18 protein-coding genes and 1 tRNA gene are annotated in these 21,760 nt (G+C 60.8%); 8 read left to right on the top strand and 11 right to left on the bottom strand.

Annotated elements, in window-relative coordinates; genetic code table 11:
- Positions 1–29 precede the first annotated feature (29 nt).
- From OKC43_RS10775 to OKC43_RS10765, 3 genes are read right to left on the bottom strand one after another with little or no spacing between them, the layout of a single operon-like run.
- On the bottom strand, positions 30–776 hold the full coding sequence (locus tag OKC43_RS10775) for an SDR family oxidoreductase (RefSeq protein ID WP_236272681.1): 747 nt from the start codon (positions 774–776) through the stop codon (positions 30–32).
- A 56-nt stretch (positions 777–832) separates the two neighbouring features.
- Entirely contained in the window at positions 833–1,078 is a 246-nt protein-coding gene (locus OKC43_RS10770) for a DUF3624 family protein (protein ID WP_042053656.1), read from the bottom strand.
- A gap of 31 nt (positions 1,079–1,109) precedes the next feature.
- The gene (locus OKC43_RS10765) at positions 1,110–1,631 is read right to left on the bottom strand and encodes a GNAT family N-acetyltransferase (RefSeq protein WP_064341596.1); all 522 of its coding nucleotides are present in this window, start codon (positions 1,629–1,631) and stop codon (positions 1,110–1,112) included.
- 186 nt (positions 1,632–1,817) lie between these two features.
- Here OKC43_RS10765 and OKC43_RS10760 point away from each other — a divergent pair, with 186 nt between their 5' ends.
- On the top strand, positions 1,818–3,257 hold the full coding sequence (locus tag OKC43_RS10760) for a RimK family protein (RefSeq protein ID WP_069526950.1): 1,440 nt from the start codon (positions 1,818–1,820) through the stop codon (positions 3,255–3,257).
- Positions 3,258–3,341: 84 nt separating this feature from the next.
- Here OKC43_RS10760 and OKC43_RS10755 read toward each other — a convergent pair whose 3' ends face one another.
- Entirely contained in the window at positions 3,342–4,970 is a 1,629-nt protein-coding gene (locus tag OKC43_RS10755; protein ID WP_236272680.1) for an alpha-amylase family glycosyl hydrolase, read from the bottom strand.
- 109 nt (positions 4,971–5,079) lie between these two features.
- Entirely contained in the window at positions 5,080–7,047 is a 1,968-nt protein-coding gene (locus OKC43_RS10750; protein ID WP_236272679.1) for a TonB-dependent copper receptor, read from the bottom strand.
- Here OKC43_RS10750 and OKC43_RS10745 point away from each other — a divergent pair.
- Positions 7,036–7,296 carry a hypothetical protein gene (locus OKC43_RS10745; protein ID WP_155737343.1) on the top strand — a complete coding sequence of 87 codons (261 nt, stop codon included), beginning with the start codon at positions 7,036–7,038 and terminating at the stop codon, positions 7,294–7,296. The two genes, OKC43_RS10750 and OKC43_RS10745, sit on opposite strands and share 12 nt — an antisense overlap.
- Here OKC43_RS10745 and OKC43_RS10740 read toward each other — a convergent pair.
- A complete protein-coding gene (locus tag OKC43_RS10740) occupies positions 7,293–7,550 on the bottom strand; it encodes a DUF2442 domain-containing protein (RefSeq protein WP_005335997.1) in 258 nt (85 codons plus the stop codon). The genes OKC43_RS10745 and OKC43_RS10740 overlap by 4 nt on opposite strands.
- A 259-nt stretch (positions 7,551–7,809) precedes the next feature.
- Here OKC43_RS10740 and OKC43_RS10735 point away from each other — a divergent pair, with 259 nt between their 5' ends.
- Positions 7,810–9,774, top strand: coding sequence for an LTA synthase family protein (locus tag OKC43_RS10735; RefSeq protein ID WP_236272675.1), 1,965 nt, complete (start codon positions 7,810–7,812; stop codon positions 9,772–9,774).
- 91 nt (positions 9,775–9,865) lie between these two features.
- Here OKC43_RS10735 and OKC43_RS10730 read toward each other — a convergent pair whose 3' ends face one another.
- Positions 9,866–10,336 carry an Lrp/AsnC family transcriptional regulator gene (locus tag OKC43_RS10730; protein WP_005336001.1) on the bottom strand — a complete coding sequence of 157 codons (471 nt, stop codon included), beginning with the start codon at positions 10,334–10,336 and terminating at the stop codon, positions 9,866–9,868.
- Between the two features lie 143 nt (positions 10,337–10,479).
- Between OKC43_RS10730 and OKC43_RS10725 the strand changes: the two genes are divergently transcribed.
- Positions 10,480–10,998 carry a cyclin-dependent kinase inhibitor 3 family protein gene (locus tag OKC43_RS10725; RefSeq protein WP_167574341.1) on the top strand — a complete coding sequence of 173 codons (519 nt, stop codon included), beginning with the start codon at positions 10,480–10,482 and terminating at the stop codon, positions 10,996–10,998.
- Here OKC43_RS10725 and metA read toward each other — a convergent pair whose 3' ends face one another.
- Positions 10,999–11,946: a homoserine O-acetyltransferase MetA gene (gene metA, locus OKC43_RS10720; protein ID WP_128834264.1), complete on the bottom strand. Its 948-nt coding sequence runs from the start codon at positions 11,944–11,946 to the stop codon at positions 10,999–11,001.
- A gap of 144 nt (positions 11,947–12,090) precedes the next feature.
- On the opposite strand from metA, the gene OKC43_RS10715 reads away from it, so the two are divergent.
- From OKC43_RS10715 to yidA, 4 genes are all read left to right on the top strand, one after another.
- A complete protein-coding gene (locus OKC43_RS10715; protein WP_042081904.1) occupies positions 12,091–13,329 on the top strand; it encodes an HD-GYP domain-containing protein in 1,239 nt (412 codons plus the stop codon).
- A gap of 53 nt (positions 13,330–13,382) precedes the next feature.
- Positions 13,383–14,543, top strand: coding sequence for a competence/damage-inducible protein A (locus OKC43_RS10710; RefSeq protein WP_236272674.1), 1,161 nt, complete (start codon positions 13,383–13,385; stop codon positions 14,541–14,543).
- Positions 14,544–14,793: 250 nt separating this feature from the next.
- Entirely contained in the window at positions 14,794–16,461 is a 1,668-nt protein-coding gene (locus OKC43_RS10705; RefSeq protein ID WP_043826156.1) for a DUF342 domain-containing protein, read from the top strand.
- A gap of 114 nt (positions 16,462–16,575) precedes the next feature.
- The gene (gene yidA / locus OKC43_RS10700; protein ID WP_005363212.1) at positions 16,576–17,385 is read left to right on the top strand and encodes a sugar-phosphatase; all 810 of its coding nucleotides are present in this window, start codon (positions 16,576–16,578) and stop codon (positions 17,383–17,385) included.
- Positions 17,386–17,496: 111 nt separating this feature from the next.
- Here yidA and OKC43_RS10695 read toward each other — a convergent pair whose 3' ends face one another.
- The 3 genes from OKC43_RS10695 to OKC43_RS10685 form a co-directional block, all read right to left on the bottom strand.
- The gene (locus OKC43_RS10695) at positions 17,497–20,580 is read right to left on the bottom strand and encodes a transglycosylase domain-containing protein (RefSeq protein ID WP_236272824.1); all 3,084 of its coding nucleotides are present in this window, start codon (positions 20,578–20,580) and stop codon (positions 17,497–17,499) included.
- Between the two features lie 208 nt (positions 20,581–20,788).
- Positions 20,789–21,106: a PTS system regulator TmaR gene (gene tmaR, locus OKC43_RS10690; RefSeq protein WP_005336024.1), complete on the bottom strand. Its 318-nt coding sequence runs from the start codon at positions 21,104–21,106 to the stop codon at positions 20,789–20,791.
- A gap of 411 nt (positions 21,107–21,517) precedes the next feature.
- A tRNA-Asp gene (locus OKC43_RS10685) sits at positions 21,518–21,594 on the bottom strand.
- Between the last annotated feature and the right edge of the window lie 166 nt (positions 21,595–21,760).

Here is a 21,760-nt window from a genome sequence, read left to right as displayed (position 1 = left end):
AGCCTCTTTTGTTTCAGCCAATCCAGCGATCAGCGACGGCTGATATTGAGCGGGCCGAAGCTCTGCGCCACCGGCATGATCTCGATGCTGTTGATGTTGACGTGGGGCGGTTGCTGGCTCACCCAGAGCACGGTATTGGCGATATCTTCCGGCTGGATCGCCTCCACCCCCTGATAGACGGAAGCCGCCTTGGCATCGTCACCGTGGAAGCGCACGTTGGAGAACTCGGTGCCGCCGCACAGGCCCGGTTCCACGTTGGTGACGCGGATGGCGGTGCCAGCCAGATCGGCGCGCAGGTTGAGGCTGAACTGCTTCACGAATGCCTTGGTGGCGCCGTAGACGTTGCCGCCCGGATAGGGGTAAGTGCCCGCGATGGAGCCGATGTTGATGACATGGCCGCGATTGCGCGCCACCATGCCCGGCAGCAGCAAGCGGGTGAGCAGGGTCAGGCCGCTGATGTTGGTGGCAATCATCTGCTCCCAATCATCCAGATCCGCCTTGTGGGCCGGCTCCAGCCCCAGCGCCAGACCGGCATTGTTGACCAGCAGATCCACCTCGCTCCACTCGGCTGGCAGAGCAGCGATGGCAGCGCGGGTGGCCGCCTTGTCCTGCAAGTCGAACGCCAGCGGCAGGAACTGCGCGCCCAGCTCGTCAGCCAGCGCGGCCAGCCGCTCGGCGCGGCGACCGGTACCGATCACCTTGTAGCCTGCCTGCACCAGCTGGCGGCTGATGGCTTCACCAAAACCGGACGAGGCGCCCGTTACCATTGCAATCATCTGAACCTCCATATCTACACCGATATTGTTATTTATCTGTTTGAATCTATTAAGATTCACTCATCGCTCAATTCACGTCCGGTCGCCTTGCGCCAGACAAATACCACCAGATGGAGCAGCAACAGGCCCGAGCCACCCAGCGCAAACAGCAGGCCGGTGAGGGCGTTGACCGAGGTGTCGGCACCACACCACCACCAGACCAGCCAGCCACTCAGACCAATGATGAAGGTCTGGATGGCGCAGACCGGACAGCGCCCCAGCTTGGCCCTGATAGCGGTGGCAAGACAGTTGTCGCAGCTCATCCTGCTCCTCGATTCTGCTCGTGCAACATGATCAGTTGGCCTGTGAAGATGGCTTGCGCGCCTGAAAGCGAGCCACTCTGCGCCGCTCACGCTCCTCGTCGCTCACCAGCGGCAGCACCAGCCGGTGGGCATGCTGGTCGCGGCCATAGTAGTCCGCCAGCCGCTGCTGGGGACGAAATCCCAATCCCTGATAGAGCGCCAGCGCCTCTTCGTTGGCGTCCCCCACTTCGAGGCGAATCGCCCCCCAGCCAGCGGCCTTGCCCTCGCGGATCACCTGCTCCAGCAGGCGCCGCGCCCAGCCCAGACGGCGCACCGTCCAGCGGATGGCCAGCGCCTGAATGACCAGCCGATCCCAGCCTCTGTGCTCCAGCAGGCAGAGATAGCCCATCAGCTGATGTTTCTCGTCCAGCAGCAACAGGGTGCGCCCCTTGGCGTGGGCCAGCAGATAGTGCCAGCGGCTGCGGCCAAAGGCGACTTCGGGAGGAAAACAGTAGCGTTCCAGATTAACGATGGCGCCCAGATCATCGGTTCGGGCCGCACGTACGGTCAACACGGGGAGTCCTTGTTCGGTTATTTATCCTCAGCACCAAAAATGCGACTTGTATCACAAGTTACCAAGGCGTCATATTAGGCACTGTAACCTCTTGTTTCCCCTCGCGCCATTGTCGTGCTTGTCGGTGCATCGAAGCCCACTGGGGAGCCTGCCTGTTCAGGCAGTCTGATCTGTGGAGCCGAAAATATGAGTACCTATGTCATCGTCGAAGAGCTGGGCGACTGGCCTTGCCATGCCGATTATCTGCTGACCGCCCGCACCTATCTGCAACATGGCGTGCCGACCACCGGCGGCCGACCCCGCATCATCAACCTCTGCCGCAATCTGGAACACCTGAGCGCAGGCTACTACTGCTCGCTGCTGGCCCAGGCCCGCGGCCACCACTGCCTGCCGGGTCTGCAAGCCATCAGCCGACTGCAACCCCAGCAGCCACCGGCCAAGCTGTGGCGCAAGGCGCAGGGATGGCTGGCCCAGCAGAGCGAGGATCGGATTCGAGTGCGCGCCATCTTCGGCCAGTGTGAACAGAGCGAGCTCGCGGGGCTGGCTCGCTACTACTATGGCCTGAGCCAGCTACCGCTGCAGGAGCTGACCCTCAAGCGCGGCCGCCACGGCTGGTCCGTGCGCCAGCAGCAGAGCCTGTCACCGCTGGAGCTGAGCCCAAGCGAGAAAGAGTTGATGCTGCACCACGCTCAGGCACTGGTGGGGACCGGTGATGAGGAGCAGGCGGCGCCGCTCTACCAGCTCGCCATTCTGGTCGACCCCGATGATGGCCGTGCCAGCAGTGACGGGCTGGCGCTGGAGCGCTTTATCCGGGCTGCCGCCGCCCAGGGCATTCGGGCCGAGATCCTGCCACCGTCGGCCATCGAACGGCTGCCGGAGTTCGACACCCTCTGGCTGCGTGCCGAAACCGCGGTCGGCCACTACACCTTCGAATTTGCCCATCGCGCCGAACAGCTCAAGATGCCGGTGATCGACAGCTCCCGCGCCATCCTCGCCTGCAGCAACAAACTCTATCTCTACGAGCTGATGGTGCGCAGCGGCGTGCCCATGCCGCCCACCATGGTGGTCACCCGCCGCGGCCGCCACCATGTGGACGAGCTGGTACAGCGGCTCGGCCTGCCGCTGATGGTGAAGGTGCCCGACGGGGCGCAGGGGCGCGATCTCGCCTTGGCCAGCGACGAGCAGCAGCTGGCCCGGCTGCTGGACGAGGGGCTGGGCCGCTCCGCCCTGCTGCTGGTGCAGAGCCGGATCCCCGCCGAGTTTGACTGGCGCATCGGCTTTCTCGACGGCTCGCCGCTGTTCGCCTGTCGCCGCTACCGGCCCGAACCCGGCAACCGCATCCGCCGCCGCAAGCACCCTCTCGACATGAGCCGCATCGAGGCGCTGCCGCTTAACGAGGTGCCGGAGCGGGTACTGCAGACCGCTCGCCGCGCCGTGCATCAGCTCGGCAATGGCCTCTATGGCCTCGACTTGCGCCAGCAGGGGCGCGACTGCGTGCTGCTGGAGATCGTCGACAACCCCTGGATCCGCGGCGATATCGAAGACAAGGAGGCGCAAGATCTCTACGAGCGACTGGCCCGCGCCTTTCGCCAGCGGCTGGAAAACCGGGGCCAGACCACCGCATAACCCCGCCATGACTTTGTCGCCCACTATGACAGAGAGGGCCCCGCGACGGGGCCCTCTCTCATATCAAAGCGTGCTGCGGCTGACTTATTGCAGACGCAGGAAACGCCCGCTCAAGGGCGGAAGCTCCACCGTCACGCTGCTGCCGCCGATGGCCAGACTCTCGCCGCTTTGCAGATCCACCAGCGCGCTGCCGCTGCGCAGTTTGCCCGTCGGCAGGTTGTAGCTGAGCGCCGTGGTGGAGAGGTTGAGCAGGTAGACTATCTGCTCCCCCGCCGTCTGCTTGATGTCACCATAGAGACTGCCCTCGGCCACCAGTTTGACTCGCTCTCCCTGATAGAGAGCGGGGTGCGCGGCACGCATCTCCAGTAGCTGGGCGAGCCACTCTTTCAGCTCGGCTTGTTCGCTACTTGGCACAAAGCCGGTGACAGCGGGCACCTTGCCGTCGCTGCGGGCCACATGGTCGTCGCACAAGCCCTGCGCCGCACAGTCACCGCCGACCTTGGCAGCAAAGCCCGGCACCTCGTCGCCAAACTCCTCGCCATAGTAGAAGGTGATGGGGCCGGAGCGGGCAGCGAGGAAGCTGAAGGCCGCCTTGTGGCGCTGCCAGTACTCGGTCGACTTGAAGTTGCCACGCTCCAGCAGATCACCAAAACGCACCAGATCGTGGTTGCCCAGCATCAGGTTTGGCATGGCGTGATTCGGGTAGTTCTCCACCTTGTTCCAGCTGGCATCGAGCACGCTGGCCCCCTGCCCGCCCTTGCCGGACTCCTCCACCGCCAGCGCCTGCACGATGCCGTAGCGTAGCGGGAAGTCGAACGCAGATGAAAGTGCCGGATTGTCGCTGCTGCCATAAGCCTGAGCGCGAATATCGTCAGCCCCCTTCCACACCTCGCCCACCATGTAGCCGAGGGTGCCCCACTGCTGCCCTGCCGCTTTGCGCGCTGCGCTGGCCTGCTCCACCTCGCTGCGAATGGCGCGCCAATCATCCAGCCCAAGCTGATAGGCCTGATCGAGGCGCCAGCCGTCGATACCGTACTGCTCGACCCAGTAGCGGGCCACCTCCTTGAAGTAGGCGAGGCTTTCCGGCTTGCTGTAATCCACCAGCTGGCCGGGATAACCCGCACCGCCGCTGGTGAGGGCGGGCAGACGCCCCTCTGGCGAGGGCTTGCTCACCCCCACCTTGTTGACGTGGCCAAACACCCCGTCGAGGAAGACATAGAGGCCGCGCTGATGCGCTGCATCCACCAGCTGTTTGAGCTTGGCATTGCTGCCAAAGTTGGGATCCACGGTAAAAAAGTCGCAGGCGAAGTAGCCGGTGGCATCGAGCTTGTTATCGCCGCCGTGCCCCGCGCAGGAGTCGAACACCGGGGTGAGCCAGATAGCGTTGACGTTGAGACTCTTGATGTGGTCGAGACTGTCGATGATCCCCTGCAGATCGCCGTTGTGCTGGGAGGGGCCATAGCCGACGCCGTAGTTGGCACTGCCGTCACCATCGGCAAACGACTCCACCATTACCTGATAGATGCGCAGGTTGCAGGCGGGTTGATCGTCGCCATAGCAGGCACGACTGGCCGTGGCGACCGGAGGGTGGGTGACCGGCGGATTGACGACGGGGGGAGAACTCTCCCCACCTGAACTCCCGCTGCCGCCGCAAGCCGCAAGTAACAGGGCGGCCCCGAGCAGGCCGCCATAGCGTAACGTTCCCTGTTTCATTGTTATGTTCCCGCTGTGAGAGCAGGCGTCTGATACGCCTGTTTTTCACCATGATAGCGATGCTCACACAGCAGTGTCTGTGACTGAAAACGTTATCTGACTCAACTGGTTAGAGCACCCCTGCCGAGGCAAAGCGGTAGTTGAGCGAGAGCCAGTAGGAACGGCCCGGCTCGGGGATGCGACCGCTCTGCTCATAGCCCAGCCCGGCCTGACTGCTGTGCACCGACTTGGAGAGGTGCTCGTAGTAGAAGGTGTCGAACAGGTTGTCCACCCCAGCCGAGAGCTGCCACCCCTTGGCAAACTGCCAGGCGCCGCTCAGGTTCATGGTGAAGAAGCCCGGGGTCTCGCCCTGATCCTGACCGGCGACCGTGCCGGACCAGAGATCTACCCGATCCTGCGCCGCCACCGCGCGTCCCAGCAGGGTGAAACTCAGCGCTTCGTCCGGCTGCCAGCCCAGCGCCAGTTTGCCATCGAGTGGTGGCATCTGGGCCAGCGGTTTGTTGTCGCTCTGGTTTTCGCCGTAGACCACCGCCAGACCACCATCGAGACGCCACTGCTCGGCAAACTGCCAGCGCCCCTCCAGCTCGCCACCCCGGGTCTGGGCATCGATATTGCGCACCTTGTTCGACTTGCTGTTGTAGAGCAGGTAGTCCTTGATGTCGGCGCTAAAGAGGGAGAGGGTCAGGTCCAGCTCGCGACTGCGCAAAGCCAGCCCCGCATCCCACTGGCGACTGCGCTCCGGGTTGAGGGTGAACGGGGTACTGTCCTTGCTGCGCTCCCAGTAGTCCGGCGCCCGCTCTGCCTGCCCCCAGGCCAGATAGCTGGACCAGCGGGGTGACCACTGATATTCGTAGCGGCCAAACCCGCTGTTAAGACTCAGGGTATCGCTGTAGAGGGTCTGTTCACCAGCGCCATAGCGGGTGGTCTCTACCCTATCCTGACGGTAACCGCCCTTGTAGCTGTGAGCCCCCTGCTGACGACCCAGTTCGGCGAAGCCGCCCTGCTGCTCGAAACGCAGGGTACGCTGGCGATCCTTGGTGGCATAGTCGACCCCACTCCGACTGCGGTGCTGATCCCGGTTGCTGTCGAGCCCGGCGGTCAGCAGCCAGTCTGCTGGCAAGGCGATGTCGTTGGCCCAGCGACCGCCGGTATTGCGGCGATCCGGGTTGGAGAGCATCTTCATGCCGCTGTTTTGCCGCAGGCTGAAGTTGTCCATAATGTGGTCGATGTAGTTGTCCCACAGGGTCAGCTCGCTGCGCTGCCAGTGAGTGGTGATCTGCTCTTGCTTGAGCTTCAGCCCGAAGGATTCGCGATCAAACATGGGGCCATCCATGGTGCGATCCGCATAGGCGGCACGGGCATTGCTGCGCTCGGCGGTGAGCTCCAGCCAGGTGTGCTCCCCCGGCGTCCAGCCCAGCTGGGCGGTGCCGTTCTCGCGGCGATAGAAAGATCGCACCTTGTTACCGTGACCATCGCGGTAATCGTCGCTGTCGGAGTGGGTGAACTGACCGCGCAGATAGCCATCAGTCGAACCCGCCGTCATATCCACCATCTGGTCATCGCGGCCGAAGCTGCCAAAGAGGGCCGAGGCATCGGCCTTGAGGCCCGGTGCGGTGAACTCGGGTCTGTCCCGCTCGAACAGCACGGTTCCCGCCAGAGTGGCACCCTGCTCGAGGGATTGCGGCCCCTTCAGCACCCGGATCCGGTCAAAGGATTGGGGGAACACATAGGCGGTGGGCGGGTCCATCCGGCCGCCACAACCACCGGCCAGCATGCCGCCATCCATCTGCACGTTGAGGCGGGACATCCCCATCCCCCGCAGTACAGGGTCGCCACCGAGCCCCCCTTTGCGCACCATGCTCATCCCGGTGACATTCTTCAGATAACCGGCGCCGTCGGCAGCGGGCATGGGGGAACCGGGCTTCTTGGGATCCAGCGTCACTTCAAGTGTGCTGGCCGGGCGAGTTGCCACCACCACCATGGGATCCAGCTGTTGCACCGGTTCCTGACCGGCAGCGCCGTGACAGGCGAGCCCACCAACCAGCAGGGCAAGGGGTGTGCGCATATGACAAGCCATACATTTTCCTTATGTATTTGTTTGTTTTGTTATTTTCATTCAACCAACCAAACCTTTCAGCAAGGGAAAGGTTTGCCGTCAGGCCGCAAAAAAGGCCTGCGGCGCGAAAGCGGCAAGCCTATGTCAGGTGAAGCGAAGGCAAGTTGGCAAAATGTTGCGCAGGTTTTACCCAAGTTGGCTCAGAAAGGCAAACGGGCAAACATTCCAGCAACAGGAATCTGGCGTTGGCTCACAAAAAATGGGGATTAGCTGAAGGCTTCCCGCTCATCGATGGGAGAGATGAGGTGATAGACCTCATGGGCTGACAAGGTACATCCAACGGGCCACTCCAGCTGGTGGTGACGGTTGATGAAGACCCGGGCGCAGTGACGCTCGCTCTCCAGCTTTGCAAACAGCGGCTGGGTTCGCCAGGGGGTCAGATCCAGCACCCCCGTGGTGCCATCCGATAACACCAGAAACAGGCGCCATCCCCGCACATACTCGACATCGATAAAGACCGGCATCCCTTCGGCTCCGATTGAGATAATTCGCGGCAATTATAAACACCAGCGCTCCATCCATACACGCTGTGGCTCACATTTTACCCAGCAGATTATGCTGTGCTCATTAGTGGCGCGACATCACATTTTTAGATGATAAATGTGTTAATGCCGACTTTTAACAAACTTGAATGCAACCTTAACCAATTCGATCTGTCATAACCTCACAACAACTAAAAAAACGTCTGTGGACAGACGTTTACAGTCTCATTCAGGAACAAACATGACAGATCTAAAACAGCGACTCGGCCCGTTTTGGCCCTTCGCCGTCTTCTGCGCGCTCGCGCTTTTCTCTCTCTCTTTCAGCCGAATCGCCCTCGGTCTCTGGCAACTGGAACGGGTGGATGCCATGGCCGGCTGGCAGGAGATGCTGCTGCAAGGGATCCGGGTCGACTTTGCGACCCTCTGCTGGGTCTGGGGTGTCCCCGCCATGCTCACTCTGCTGCTGGCAGGCCCCCATGCCATCGGCCGAGGCTGGCTGCAACTGATGCGCGTCTGGCTGACCGTCGGACTCTGGCTGATGCTGTTCCTCGAGATCTCCACCCCCTCGTTCGTCACCGAGTATGGCGTGCGCCCCAACCGCCTCTATGTGGAGTACCTCATCTATCCGAAAGAGGTGTTCGCCATGCTGTGGGCGGGGCGCAAAGCCGAGCTGCTGCTGGCGGTACTCTTCAGTGGCGCCGTGCTGACCGGCGGTTGGTGGCTGAGCGGCCGTCTGGTACGTGGCCTCAGCTTCCCCCGCTGGTATCTGCGTCCGGCCTTCGCCCTGCTCATTCTGGCCATAGGTTTTCTCGGTGCCCGCTCCAGTCTCGGCCACCGCGCCCTGAACCCGGCCATGGTCGCCTTTGCCGAGGATCCGCTGGTCAACTCGCTCACCGTCAACTCCGCCTACTCCCTCTTCTTTGCCATCAAACAGATGGGCGCCGAGGAGGATGCCGGCCAGTTTTACGGTGAGATGACCCCTCAGAAGGTGCTCGAGGTCATGCGCAAGGAGAGTGGCCGTCCGGCCAGTGATTTCAACTCCGATCTGCTGCCCAGCCAGACCTTCAACCAGGCGAGCTTCCGGGGTAAACCGAAGAATCTGGTGATCCTGCTGCAGGAGAGTCTGGGTGCCCAGTTTGTCGGTTCCCTCGGCGGTCTGCCGCTCACCCCCAACATCGATGCTCTGTCGCAGCAGGGCTGGGCCTTCGAGCAGCTCTACGCCACCGGCACCCGCTCGGTGCGCGGTATCGAGGCGGTACTGACCGGCTTCACGCCAACTCCGGCACAGGCGGTGGTCAAACTCGGCAAGAGCCAGACCAACTTCTTCACCATCGCGGATCTGCTGAAACAGCGGGGTTACGACACCAGCTTTATTTACGGCGGCGAGAGTCACTTCGACAACATGCGCAGCTTCTTCCTCGGCAACGGCTTCACCACCATCGTCGAGCAGAAGGATTTCACCAACCCGGTCTTCAAGGGATCATGGGGCGCCTCCGACGAGGATCTGATGGCCAAGGCCGACGAAACCTTCAAGGCGCTGCACAAGGAGGGCAAACCCTTCTTCAGTCTGGTGTTCAGCTCCAGCAACCACGATCCGTTCGAATTCCCGGACAACCGCATCGAACTGTTCGAGCAGCCCAAGCAGACCCGCAACAACGCGGCCAAGTATGCGGATTACGCCATCGGCGAGTTCTTCAAGAGGGCGAAACAGTCCGAATACTGGCAGGACACCCTGTTCCTGGTCATCGCCGACCATGATAGCCGGGTCGGTGGCGCCAGTCTGGTGCCCATTCCCCGCTTCCATATCCCCGGCGTCATTGTGGGTGACGGCATTGCACCGAGGAAGGATCCGCGCATCGTCAGCCAGATCGACATGGCGCCGACCCTGCTCTCCCTGATGGGGATCAGTGCCGACTACCCCATGCTCGGCAAAGATCTCACCCGTATGCCCGCCGACTGGCCGGGGCGCGCCATCATGCAGTACGACAAGAACTTCGCCCTGATGCGCGGCAAGGATGTGGTGATCCTGCAACCGGAGCGCGCGGCAGAGGGCTATGTCTACGATGATGCCAGCGAGAAGCTGACCCTGGCGGCGCAGCCGGACGCCTTGAAGGAGGATGCCCTCGGTCTGGCCCTGTGGGGCAGCATGGCCTATCAGAAGAGTCTCTATCAGACGGCCAAGGATGAACGCACCGCCGCCAATTGAGCCGCCCGTGCTGATTCAGCCGATAGCAGAATGGAAAAAACCGCCAGCTGGCGGTTTTTTCCATCTATCCATACCGTCGGCCCACAGGCCGTTATGGTTGGGGAAAGCAGGGAAGGGAGCGGCTGAACTTGTGCTCGAACACCAGCGAGGTTTCGAGGTGCACCACCTCTTCGCGGGAGGTGAAGTGATCGAAGACGAAGTTGCGCAGGTGCTCGGTATCGGAGACACACAGGTGCACCAGAAAATCATCCTTGCCCCCCATGTGGAACAGACTGATCACTTCGGGTAGCGCCAGAATGGCATCGCGGAAGGCATCGATGATCTGACGGCTGTGGCGGGCCAGCTGCAGGGAGACCATGGCCTGAATGTGGCCACCGAGGGCCTGATAATCTACTTCACAGTGCGCTCCCTTGAGCACGCCATCCTGCTGCAGCTTGCGCACCCGCTCCAGACAGGTGGAGGGGGCAACACCGACCAGCGCGGCCAGATCCTTGTTGGTCATGCCCGCATCCCGAAACAGATGGGCCAGGATATCCAAATCCAGTTGATCCAGGTTTCTCATCTTAACTCCTTGAACCGCTCAATTTTTTAGACTCTGCCCGTAAACCGGGGCAAACACAACGGCCATTGACATCCCCCCTGCCCCGCCTATCCTTGGCGCCATTCACCGGCCGCAACCCTGCGGCCACCACGCGAGGATCCGCCATGCACCCGTATCACCCCTTCTGGAGCCTTGAGGTTCCCCGTGTCGACGGTCAGCTGCTGCTGACCCCCTGCCCCGGCACCCAGCAGGTGCCGCTGACCCTGGCGCTCGATCAACTGCGGTTGGCCGGTGCCCACGGAGTGGTGACCCTGATGACAAGCGCTGAGTTGATCCGACTCGAACTGGCGCAGCTCGGCCAGCAGGTCGAACACGAAGGGATGCGCTGGTTCCATCTGCCCATCGAGGATGATCTGGCCCCCGATGCCGACTTCGAGGCGGCCTGGCAACAGGTGCTGCCGCAACTGCGCGAGCTGCTGGGGGATGGCAAACATCTGGTCATCCACTGCAAAGGGGGAAGCGGTCGTACCGGTCTGGTCGCCGCCGCGCTGCTGATGACCCTCGGCCAGCCACAGCAAGAGGCGATGGCCGCCATCAAGGCCCACAGACCCAAGGCGTTTACCCTAGCCTGCCACCGCCAGTGGCTCGACCAGCTGGCCGAGCGGCTGGCGCAGGGCGACTGACTACTTGCCTCCCTGGTCATAGGTAAAGACCTTGCCGATATCTTCCACCCGATAGCTGGTGAGCTGATAAACGTAGTAGTTGAGCCAGTTGGCAAACAGCAGATGACCGTGGCTGCGCCAGCTGGCGCGCGGGGTCTTGCCCGGATCGTTATTCGGGTAGTAGTTGACCGGAATGGCCGGGTCGAGCCCTGCCGCCAGATCCCGCTGATACTCCCCGTCCAGCGTCAGGGCATCGTACTCCGGGTGGCCGGTGACAAACACCTGACGACAATCCTTGGTCGCCGCCAGATAGACTCCCGCCTCTTCTGACTCGGCAAAAATCTGCAAGTCGGTCTGGGCACGGATCAGATCGCCATCAAACGCCGCGTAACGGGAGTGCGGGGCGACGAACTCGTCATCGAAACCGCGCAGCAGCGGCTCGTGCTCATCGAGGCGATGGTGGCGATAAACCCCGGAGAGCTTCTCGCCGTGGGTCTGCTTCTCCATGCCATAGAGCGCCTTGAGCGCCGCCTGCACCGCCCAGCAGAGGAACAGGGTGGAGGTCACATGCTGATGGGACCACTCGATGATCTCGACGATGCGCGGCCAGTAGACCACCTCCTCGAACTCCACCAGCCCGAGCGGCGCCCCTGTGATGATCATGCCGTCGTAGTTGTTGCCACGCACCTGATCGAAGTCGTGATAGAAGTTCTCCAGATGCGCCTGCGGCGTGTTCTTTGACTCCCTGTCATCGATGCGCAGCAGATCCACATCCACCTGCAGCGGCGAGTTGGAGAGCATCCGCATCAGCTGGATCTCGGTCTCAATCTTCTTTGGCATCAGGTTGAGGATGAGCACCCGCAGCGGGCGGATGTTCTGGGTGACGGCCCGGGATTCCGTCATCACGAAGATGTTCTCCTGCCCCAGCACTTCGGCGGCGGGTAACTGATCCGGGATCTTGATCGGCATGCTTACTCCCTGTACTGCATCAGTAAATATGTCTGGACATCCAGAAGCCTATAATAAAGCTCCTGCCCTGTCATCAGATACCTTTTGTATTCACCCCCGCCTTTGACTAGCATACGGCTCAGTGTGTCTCCTGCTTCCAAGATAATGACCGGTATCAAGATTTCCGTAGATCGACTGCAAGTCGGCAACTATGTATCCCTGCCACTGGGGTGGCGCGAACACCCGTTCCTGTTTTCCAGCTTCAAGATCAAAAGTGAAGAAGAGATCGAGCTGATCCGCCGTCTCGGCCTGAAACTGGTCACCATCATTCCCGACAAGAGCGACGTTCCGCCCAAGCCCCTCAATCAGGTACAGCCTCAGCAACAAGAGAGCGCAGACGCCGCCCAGCGTCAGGCCCAGATGCAGCAGGAGAAGGATCGCCGCATCGAACAGTTGCAACTCTATCGCCGCAATCTGCAGCAGTGCGAGAAACAGTTCCAGCAGTCGCTGGCGCAGGTGCGCAGCGTGATGAGCAAGATCCAGTCCCGCCCCCTCAATGCCATCGGCGAGGCGCAGGAGCTGGTCAACGCCATGACAGAACAGCTGCTCTCGGTGGACGAGATGGTGCTCCATCTGGTCTCCGACAGCGAGGATGGCAACAACCTCTACTTCCACTCCCTCAATGTGAGCGTGCTCAGCATGCTGCTGGCCAAGGAGTGCTGCATGACGGCCGACGAGATCCGCCGGGTCGGCATGGGGGCGCTGTTCCACGATATCGGCAAGTTGAAGATCCCGAGCCAGATCCTGCGCAAGACCGAGCCGCTGACCAAGCCGGAGCAGAACCTGATGGCCCAGCACCCGCGCTACGGGCTGGATCTGCTCAATCTGGCCAAGGATTTCCCGGCCGAGGCGAAGGGGATCGTGCTCCATCACCACGAATATCTCGATGGCAGCGGGCCGGAAGGGCTCAAGGGTGGCCAGCTCGATCCGCTGACCCAGATGGTGTCGCTGATCAACGAGTACGATAACCTCTGCCACATGCAGGCCAAGGTGCCCTACTCGGCCCTGAGCGGCCTCTACAAGCAGCGCAAGGCGCAGTTCAATCCGGAGTACCTCAGCATGCTGATCCGGTTGATGGGGATCTACCCCCCCGGCAGCGTGGTGCAGCTCTCCAACGGTCAGGTGGGGCTGGTGATGTCGGTCAACGCTTCTCGCCTGCTCTACCCCTCGGTGCTGGTCTACGATCCGCGCATTCCCCGTCAGGAAGCGGCCATCATCGACCTGCAGCAAGCCGAACTGTCGATCGCCAAGGTGATCCACCCCAAACGGCTGCCGCCCGCCGTGTTCGAGTACCTCAATCCGCGTACCCGGATCAGCTACTACTTCGAGCACAACAAAGCCTGATTGTGTTGGCCCGAGGCCAACCGTTGCCACTCGTTTAATCCAAGGAGCCTGCCATGCGTATCGAGATCATCAGTACCGGAGACGAAATAGTGACGGGTCTGGTGGTGGATACCAACGCAGCCTGGCTCAGCGCTCTGCTGCTGGAACAGGGGTGGCAGGTGCGCCGTCGTCTGACGGTGGGGGACAACCTCGCTGACCTGAAAACGGTGCTGCAAGAGAGTGCCAGCCGCGCCGAGGTGGTGCTGGTGTGTGGCGGACTCGGGCCCACTGCCGACGACCTGACCGCTCAGGCCGCCGCCGAGGCCTTTGACCAGCCGCTCACCCTGTTTCCGGACTGGCTCGCCACCATCGAAGCGCGTTACGCCAGCCGCGGCCGTACTATGCCAACCAGCAATGCCAAGCAGGCCTTGCTGCCGCAGGATTGCGAGATCCTCGACAATCCGGTCGGTACCGCCTGCGGCTTTGTGGTCACCCACCCGGCCAGCCACGGCCTGAGCCGGCTCTTCTTCACTCCGGGCGTCCCCTTCGAATTCAAACAGATGGTGCGCGAGCAAATTCTGCCGCGCCTCAAACAACTGGCCGGGGCACAGATCGATACCGAGCTGCGTCGCTTTTACACCTTCGGCATCTCGGAATCAGCCCTCAGCGATATGCTGGATGCCGAACCCTGGCCCATGGGTATCGAGCTGGGTTACCGCTCCTCCATGCCCCTTATCGAGCTGAAACTGATCGGCCACGGCGCCAGTGCCGCTGATATGGAGAGTGCCGAGCGCCGACTGCTGGATACGATCCGCCCCTGGCTGGTTGGCAGCGGAGATACGGAACCGGCGCAGCAGATCCTGGCGCTGCTGCAAGGCAAACCGCTGGCTCTGCTGGAGGGGGAGAGTGGCGGTGCGCTGCTGGCGCTTTGTCACGGCCATCCCCGGCTGGAGGCCAACTTCAGCACGCAACTGGCCGATGAGCTGGCGCAACTGCCGACCGCCGATGCGGGCCTGCAACTGACCATAGGGCGAGAGGGCACAGAGGGGGTGCCACTGCTGCTCAGCGCCGATGGCATGCACATCGGTCAGACGGTCAAGGTCAGCCACCCCGACCCGGAGAGCCGCCGCAAGATCCTCGCCTTTGCCGCCCTCGACATGCTGCGCCGCCATATGCTGGGTGAGCCGGTACTCGGCGATTACCTCACCCTGGCCAGAACAGCCCAGCGCAGCTGATAACTACCGCCCCTGCCAGCGACCCTATGTTGCTGGCGCTGCGATCCGCCTTTTCACGCCATTGCCAAACAGCGCCCATATTTATCCGGCCGCCATCACCGATTTAACTTCAATTCATTGACCATTCAGAGGAAATATCTGAATACTGCCCACTCTCAGGGTTGGTGACTCGCTTTATTAATCATTGAGAGATTAAATGACAGTAGAGGAGCGAGCCGATCGTTCCGTTCTCATCCAGCAAGGAGATGCGGTGTTAAGCAAAGAGTGGTTGCTGCTATCAAGCGATATGGAACTGGTCTGCCTGCGGATTGCCGCCGGTCTCACCAAACCTGTCACGGAACAGGATGTGCAGGCTCTGCTGCTCGCTTCCAACTGTCGCCGCTATCAGCCGCTGCCCGAGGGGATCAAACAGGCTATCAGCCTACTCAATACCCTGCTCACCAACCCTGCCGCCCCCGTCCCCGCCAACCCCATCCCTGTCGGCAAGCGTCAGGATGCCCGACTCGCCGTAATAGTGGAGAAGGATCGCATGAGCGCCATCGCCCAGATCACTGCCGACTGGGGGGGCAAGTATGTGACGCTGGAACAGCTGAAAGAGGCGATCGCCATCAGCGAAATCAAACAGGGGGTGAGTGAGCAACTGCTCACCGCTGCCATCCAGTCGGCCAAGGAGGCCGCCCCCGGCAGTCAGCTCAAGCTGGTGATTGCCAACGGCCAGCCTGCCGTCAATGGTCAGGACACTCGCTATGAGCGGCTGGTGGAGACACCGGCCGAACGGATCCTCAAACCGCAGGAGCTGGGTCATGGCAAGGTCGACCTGCGGGATCTCGGCTCCATCGTCACCGTCAAGGCAGGCGCTCCGCTGATGCGCCGTCATCCGGCCACCGTCGGGGTGCCCGGTTTTACCGTGACCGGTCAGGATCTGCCCGCCAAAGATGGCAAAGACAGTCCGATGAGCGCTGGCGAGGGCACCTTCATCTCCCCCGACGATCCCGACCTGCTGATTGCCGGTCGGGCTGGCCTGCCCTGTCAGGAGAAAGCAGGCATGAAGGTGGACGAGGTGCTCAGCGTCAAACAAGTGGATGCCCGCCACGGCCACATTGATTTTGAAGGGGGCTTAATCGTCAGCGGCGACGTCAACCCGGGCATGAAGATCAAGGTCAGCGGTGACATCGTCATCGGCGGCTTTATCGAAGGGGGCTGGATCGAAGCCGGGGGCAGCATCACGGTACGCCACGGCATCATTGGCCGCCGCAACGAGCAGGGGGAGTACCTTTGCCAACTCAATGCGCAGGGGGAGATCCACGCCAGCTACGCCCAGTATGCCCAGCTGGAAGCGGGGGGGGATATCCAGATCCAGAGCCAGCTCAGCCACTGCTACTCCCGCAGCGGACAAGATATCAAGGTGGGTGACAGTAACATGCGCAAAGGCACTCTGCTGGGGGGAACCAGCATTGCCAATCGCCTGATCATGGCCCCCAGCCTGGGGGCCGAGGCCGCCAACCATACCCGACTGCAGATCCTTGGCGGCTACTTTACCCACAAGGAGCAGGAACACCAGCTCAAGCTGCGCCAGCAGGCGTGTCAGGCCCAGCTGGAGAAAATCAAGGAGCTGGTCATGAAGTTGCTGCAACTGCCCGGCGACAAGCGCAATCCGGATACCCTGCGCAAGCTCAAACCGATCCGGGACCATCAGCTGGCCGAACTGGCCCAGCTCGATGAGCAGCTCACCGCCAACCAGGAGGAGCTGCGAAACTTGATGGCTCAGATGGAGGTCATTGCCACCCAGCACCTCTACTCCGGCATCGAGGTCGAGATGGCCAGCTTCAAACGCAAGGTTACCATCACCCGAGGCCCTACCCGTCTGACCATCCATGATGAAACCCTCGAGATGACCCCTTACGAGGGGCACAAATAGATCAACCGGCACGGCCCCATCGCTGAACCGGCCGTGATCCCGCCGTAGATTTTCGCTACACTCGCCACTTCCTTGGCCCCACCGGGCGGGCCACCCAGACTCAGGTAGTGAGAGATGTACAAGCTGATCGCATTGGATATGGATGGCACCCTGCTCAACCCGCAGGGCCAGATTACTCCCCGCACCCACGCCGCCATCAGTGCCGCGCGCGCCAAAGGGGTAACCGTTGTGCTGGCCTCCGGCCGCCCGCTGGAAGGGATGAGCCGCTATCTGGAAGAGCTCGGCCTCACCACAGAGCATGACTATGTCATCTGCTACAACGGCGCTCTGGTGCAACAGGTGGCTGATCAGCGTATCATCCGCAGCCAGCTGCTGACCGGCAGTGACGCCAGCGCCGTCGCCAAACTGGCTGACGAGCTGGAGGTGAACGTCCACGGTTTCTCGGTCACCCAGGGCCTCATCAGTCCCCGTGTCAGCACCTACACCGAGCACGAATCCCGCCTGATCGGCATGCCGATCAATCTGATCGACTTCGCCACCCTGCCTGCCGACGAGCAGATCATGAAGGTGATGATGATCGACGAGCCGCCCCAGCTCTCCCGCGCCATCGAGCGACTGCCTGCAGAGCTCTATGAGCGCTATACCGTGGTACAGAGTGCCCCCTTCTTCCTCGAGTTCATGAACAAGCAGAGCAACAAGGGAACCGGCGTGGCCGCACTGGCCGAGCACCTGGGTCTGACCGCCGATCAGGTGATCTGCGTCGGGGATGCGGGCAACGACCGCCACATGATCGAATACGCAGGCCTCGGGGTTGCGATGGGCAATGCCACCGACGAGATCAAGGCTCTCGCCCAGCACACCACCGCCCGCAACGATGAAGATGGTGTAGCTCAGGTGATCGAGCAGTTCGTACTGAACGCCTGATCGCAATCGAACGCCACTGCGCCCGATAAGGAAATAAAAACGGGGAGGCTGTCAGCCTCCCCGTTTTTTCTCTGGTTAGTTATCTGCGTGATGAGCGGTAATTCGCTCGCATCACTGGTTCGCCAGACACCGGGTATGGGAGCCCGGTTGCAGGTAAGGCGTCAGCAGAGGAGCCATCCCCTTGAGCACCTGCACCGGCAGTGCCGAGGTGAAACGGAACTTGTCAGACTGGCTACCCGGTACATAGGCGGTCAGGGTACCGAAGTGATCCTCACCCAGATAGAAAACGAAGGTCGCGGTGCGGTTGCGCGCCAGCGAGCTGGTCACGTTGCCATAACGACCCACTGTTTCAATCCGGTTATCCCCGGTCCCGGTCTTGCCCCCCATCTGCAGCACAGTGCCATCCGGCAGGGTAAAGGCCCCGGCGATACGTCTTGCCGTGCCCCCTTCAACCACCTTGGAGAGTGCACTGCGCAGGGCGGCCGCCACCTCTGCTGGCATCACCCGGGTACCCTCGGTGTGCTGCGGCTCAAACTCGGTCTCGAAGGGCGTCCCCTTGGCGAACGAGAGATGCTCGATACGCAAGGTTGGCGAGCGGACACCGCCATTCTGGATAATCCCCATCAGCTCGGCCAGTGCAGCCGGGCGATCACCGGAGCTACCCAAGGCGGTCGCCAGCGAAGGCACCAGATGGTCGAACGGGTAACCGAGCTTGGCCCAGCGCTGATGGATATCGAGGAAAGCTTCCACCTCCAGCATGGTGCGGATCCGGCTGTCACGGGCACTGCGATGACGGGTCTTGAACAGCCAGCTGTAAACCTCTTGCCGCTCGTCACGACTGGCCGCCACCGCGTCGGCAAAGGTCGCCTTGTCGAACTCCTTGAGATAGGCCAGCAGCCACAGCTCCAGCGGGTGCACCCGGGCGATGTAGCCCTGATCCGGCAGTGAATACTTGCCCGGGCCATAGCTCACATAGAGCTGATTGACCCGCTTGGCGCTCAACTTCTCCCGCGGCAACCGCTCCGCCAAGAAGGCAGCAAATGCGGCTTCGCTGGCTTCCGGCATCAGGTAGCGGTGAACCGCCGCCAGACGTACCGCACTCGGCTTGAGACCGTCGAGGAAGGTATCGAGTTGCTCCTCGGGGGTCTTGCCGCGATATTTGCGCCAGAAGCGCAGCAGATAGGTCTGCCCTTCTTTGTCGGCAAATTTGGCCAGATACTCCTGACGACGGGGATCCTTGTCATCCTTGAGCAGCTGGGCACGGTTGCCCTCCTTGTAGAGGCTGTAGCGCACGATATCGCGCATCAGCCGTACAAAAGGCAAGTTAATAGACTCACGCAGAGAGTCACGCAACGTCGGAATGCGATTGTTATCCTCGCGGCGGAAGTTGTTGAAGGTGTGCATGCCACCACCGGTAAAGAACCCTTCGTTGGGGCTGGCGGAGTATTTGCGATCCAGCGCCGCTTCCAGCATCACAGGCAGGCTCTTGTCCTGAGCCATCATCAAATAAGAGATGGCCCAACGGCTGAGGTTGTCCTGAGAGACGGCAGCCAGCTTGCGCAGATTCTCGACCGGCATCCCGGCATAGTTGTCGTGCAGCTCGGCCACGATCTCCAGATAGGTGGTCAGTACCCGCAACTTGGCGGTTGAGCCCAACTCCAGCTTGGAACCTTCGTTGATATCGAACGGCTGATCGGTGTTGTCGGTCTGCACCCGCACCTTGAATCCTTCCGGCGACTTCTCGAACAGGGTGAAGCTGTAGCGCACATCGCCCGTCTTCTCCGGCGAGAGCAGGCGCTCACCAAACAGCCCTACCTGGGCGGCAAACGTCGGGTCGGCCAGCTGTTGCAGATAACGGGAGATTTCGTTCTGCAGCGGCATGTTGAGGCTGGTATCGGCGGTCAGATCCATCCGGTCGAGGTCATAGAGCTGCACCCCGAGCTGGCGGCTCAGGCGAGTACGGGCAACCTGCAACCCCTTGTTATTGTTCACCCGAGTGATAGCAGGGGACTGCAGGAAATCACGAAACGTAATCTTGGCCTTGAGCGCCGCCTCCATCAGAGGTGGCGTGATCATCCCCTCCTGCACAAACAGGCGCAGGTAGCTGTCGGTCAGGGTAGCCAATGCCTCTCGCCCCTGAGCCAGATAGTAAGAGGGACGGCGGTGCGCAATCATCAGCGAGACCACCTGACGCAGGGCAAGCCCCTGTTCGGCCAGCGGCGCATTCTGGTTGCGGGCAGGATCCAGCAGACGGTTTACGTCATCGACATTGGCACCAAACCAGACCCAGAGACCATCTCCCAGACCATGCACCTCACCATATCCCGGCGCAGCCGAGAGCGGTACCGAGTTGAGGTAGGCCCAAGCGACCAGTTTGCGCGCTTCGAGGGTTTCCGGCCCGAGACGATAGGCCCGCACGCTGGCAGAGGCCATCTGACGGATCTTCTCGGTCGGCGACAGGGTCAGCCCGTCCGGCGAGTGGCGATACTTCTCCACCTGGGTCGCCAGGGTACTGCCACCGGCAGATTGATCCTGCATATCGAGCGCCTTGCCCACTTGAGAGAGCGCGGCCTTGGCAAAACGGGGCCAGTCGACCGCCGGGTTGGCCAACGGCTCTTCGTTGCTCAGCAAGTCGCGGTTCTCGATAAACAGCAGCGACTGGATGACAAGAGGCGGAATGGAATCAAAATCCGGATAGTGATGGGTCGGATACTTGAATTGATAGAAGGGCTCGGCGCGGCAATCGTGCAGTGTCAAACCGGCCTGCACCTTCTCGGTATAGGGCACGAAGAAGCCACGACTGGCATAGTCATAGAGCCCGTCGGAGAAATGCACCTGCTTGCTGACTTCATAGCCCCGCTGAAGCAAACGCTCCTGCATCATCGGCAGTTGCACATAGCCGAGCCGCTTGTCGAACGGGCCATCCTCAGGGAAAGCGATCTGCTTGCTCTGACCAGGCTCGACCTGATACGTGAGCTTGGCGGCATAGCGGGAGATCTCCTGAGATTGCAGCTTCGAGGTTTTCATCTCATAGCCAACCAGAGCGATCACCGCCCCCAGGCACAATAAAAAGAGAAAACAGAACAGCCAACGCCACCAGGGACGGCGCTTGCGCTTTGGGTTCCCGTCCGAGGTCTGGACAGATGAATCTTGAGATGCCACTTGTGTCAAATCCGTCTGTTCTGATGCGCCCATATCAGCCCCACCATGGTTGCGCAATTTATTGTGTTTCACTCAAGCTTAGTCTTTTCAAGTCAATGGCTTGAAACTATTGACCGCTTTGTGGTGATGGTAACAGGGCAATTCTAAAAAGGGGAGCCGATTGTTGCAGGAGTGGCAGAGATCCGAGCTGATAACAAAACACCGGCCAGTGGCCGGTGTCTCTTAAGCGAAAGCTGAGCGCTTATTTGTGAGAGCTCATGCCCTTCAGTTTGGTGCTCAGCTCTTTACGCTCTTTGGAGAGCTCGGCGTTCTTGATGATGTGGTCATCCACGCGCTCTTCATAGTCGGCACGCATGTTGGCGATGATCGCCTGTACATCATCAATACTCATGCCCGGCTTGATGTAGTCGCTCAGGTTGTCGAGCAGCAGTACGCGCTTCTGGTTGTCACGGATCTTCTTCTCGTTATCCGCAATTTCACGCTTGAGTTTGTTCTGGCGACGGGACATACGCACATATTCCAGTACATCGCTGAAGGTGGACTTGTTTACTTGTTCCATATCGATACCACTGACTTAAGGTTGATAAAAACTGGCCAAGTTACACCTGGAACCCGGCAAACCCAGCGCGGGACAGGCAAACTCAAGATGCCCTTACTCTACCGAGTTATAAGCGAGATACAACCCTAATCGCGCGCCATGAACAGAGTTTGGCCAAAAGTAAACCAGTTAATATGGCCAGTAATCCATCAGATAAGAGCTTGATATGGATATAAAATGGAGGAGATGACAGGCTTTTTAGTTCTCTTCCTGCAGATAAATGCTAACACTGGCTGTTTAACACGCTAAAAACATCAAAGCCCGGTCATGAGACTGGGCTTTGTGTTGGTTCTGGTGTGCAAACCTGTGGGTCACTTGATAAAAACGCCCATAGCAAAAAGGCCTTCCCATCAGGGAAGGCCTTCAAATTAGTGGCGGAGCGGACGGGACTCGAACCCGCGACCCCCGGCGTGACAGGCCGGTATTCTAACCGACTGAACTACCGCTCCGCATTCGGTTAGCTTTCGCTAAATCTTTTGCTGCTTCTTCTGAGGTGTCATCCTCGCAGCCAGTGATGTGATTCTTCACATCGCTGTTTAATTGGGTGCCTGGCAGTGTCCTACTCTCGCATGGCGAATGCCACACTACCATCGGCGCTACCGCGTTTCACTTCTG

It is taken from the genome of Aeromonas sp. Y289-2 (genome assembly GCF_027705925.1).
Taxonomy (GTDB): Bacteria; Pseudomonadota; Gammaproteobacteria; order Enterobacterales; family Aeromonadaceae; genus Aeromonas; species Aeromonas veronii.
The sequence above is the reverse complement of the archived record's forward strand: the minus strand, read 5'-3'. Positions and strand labels throughout refer to the sequence as shown.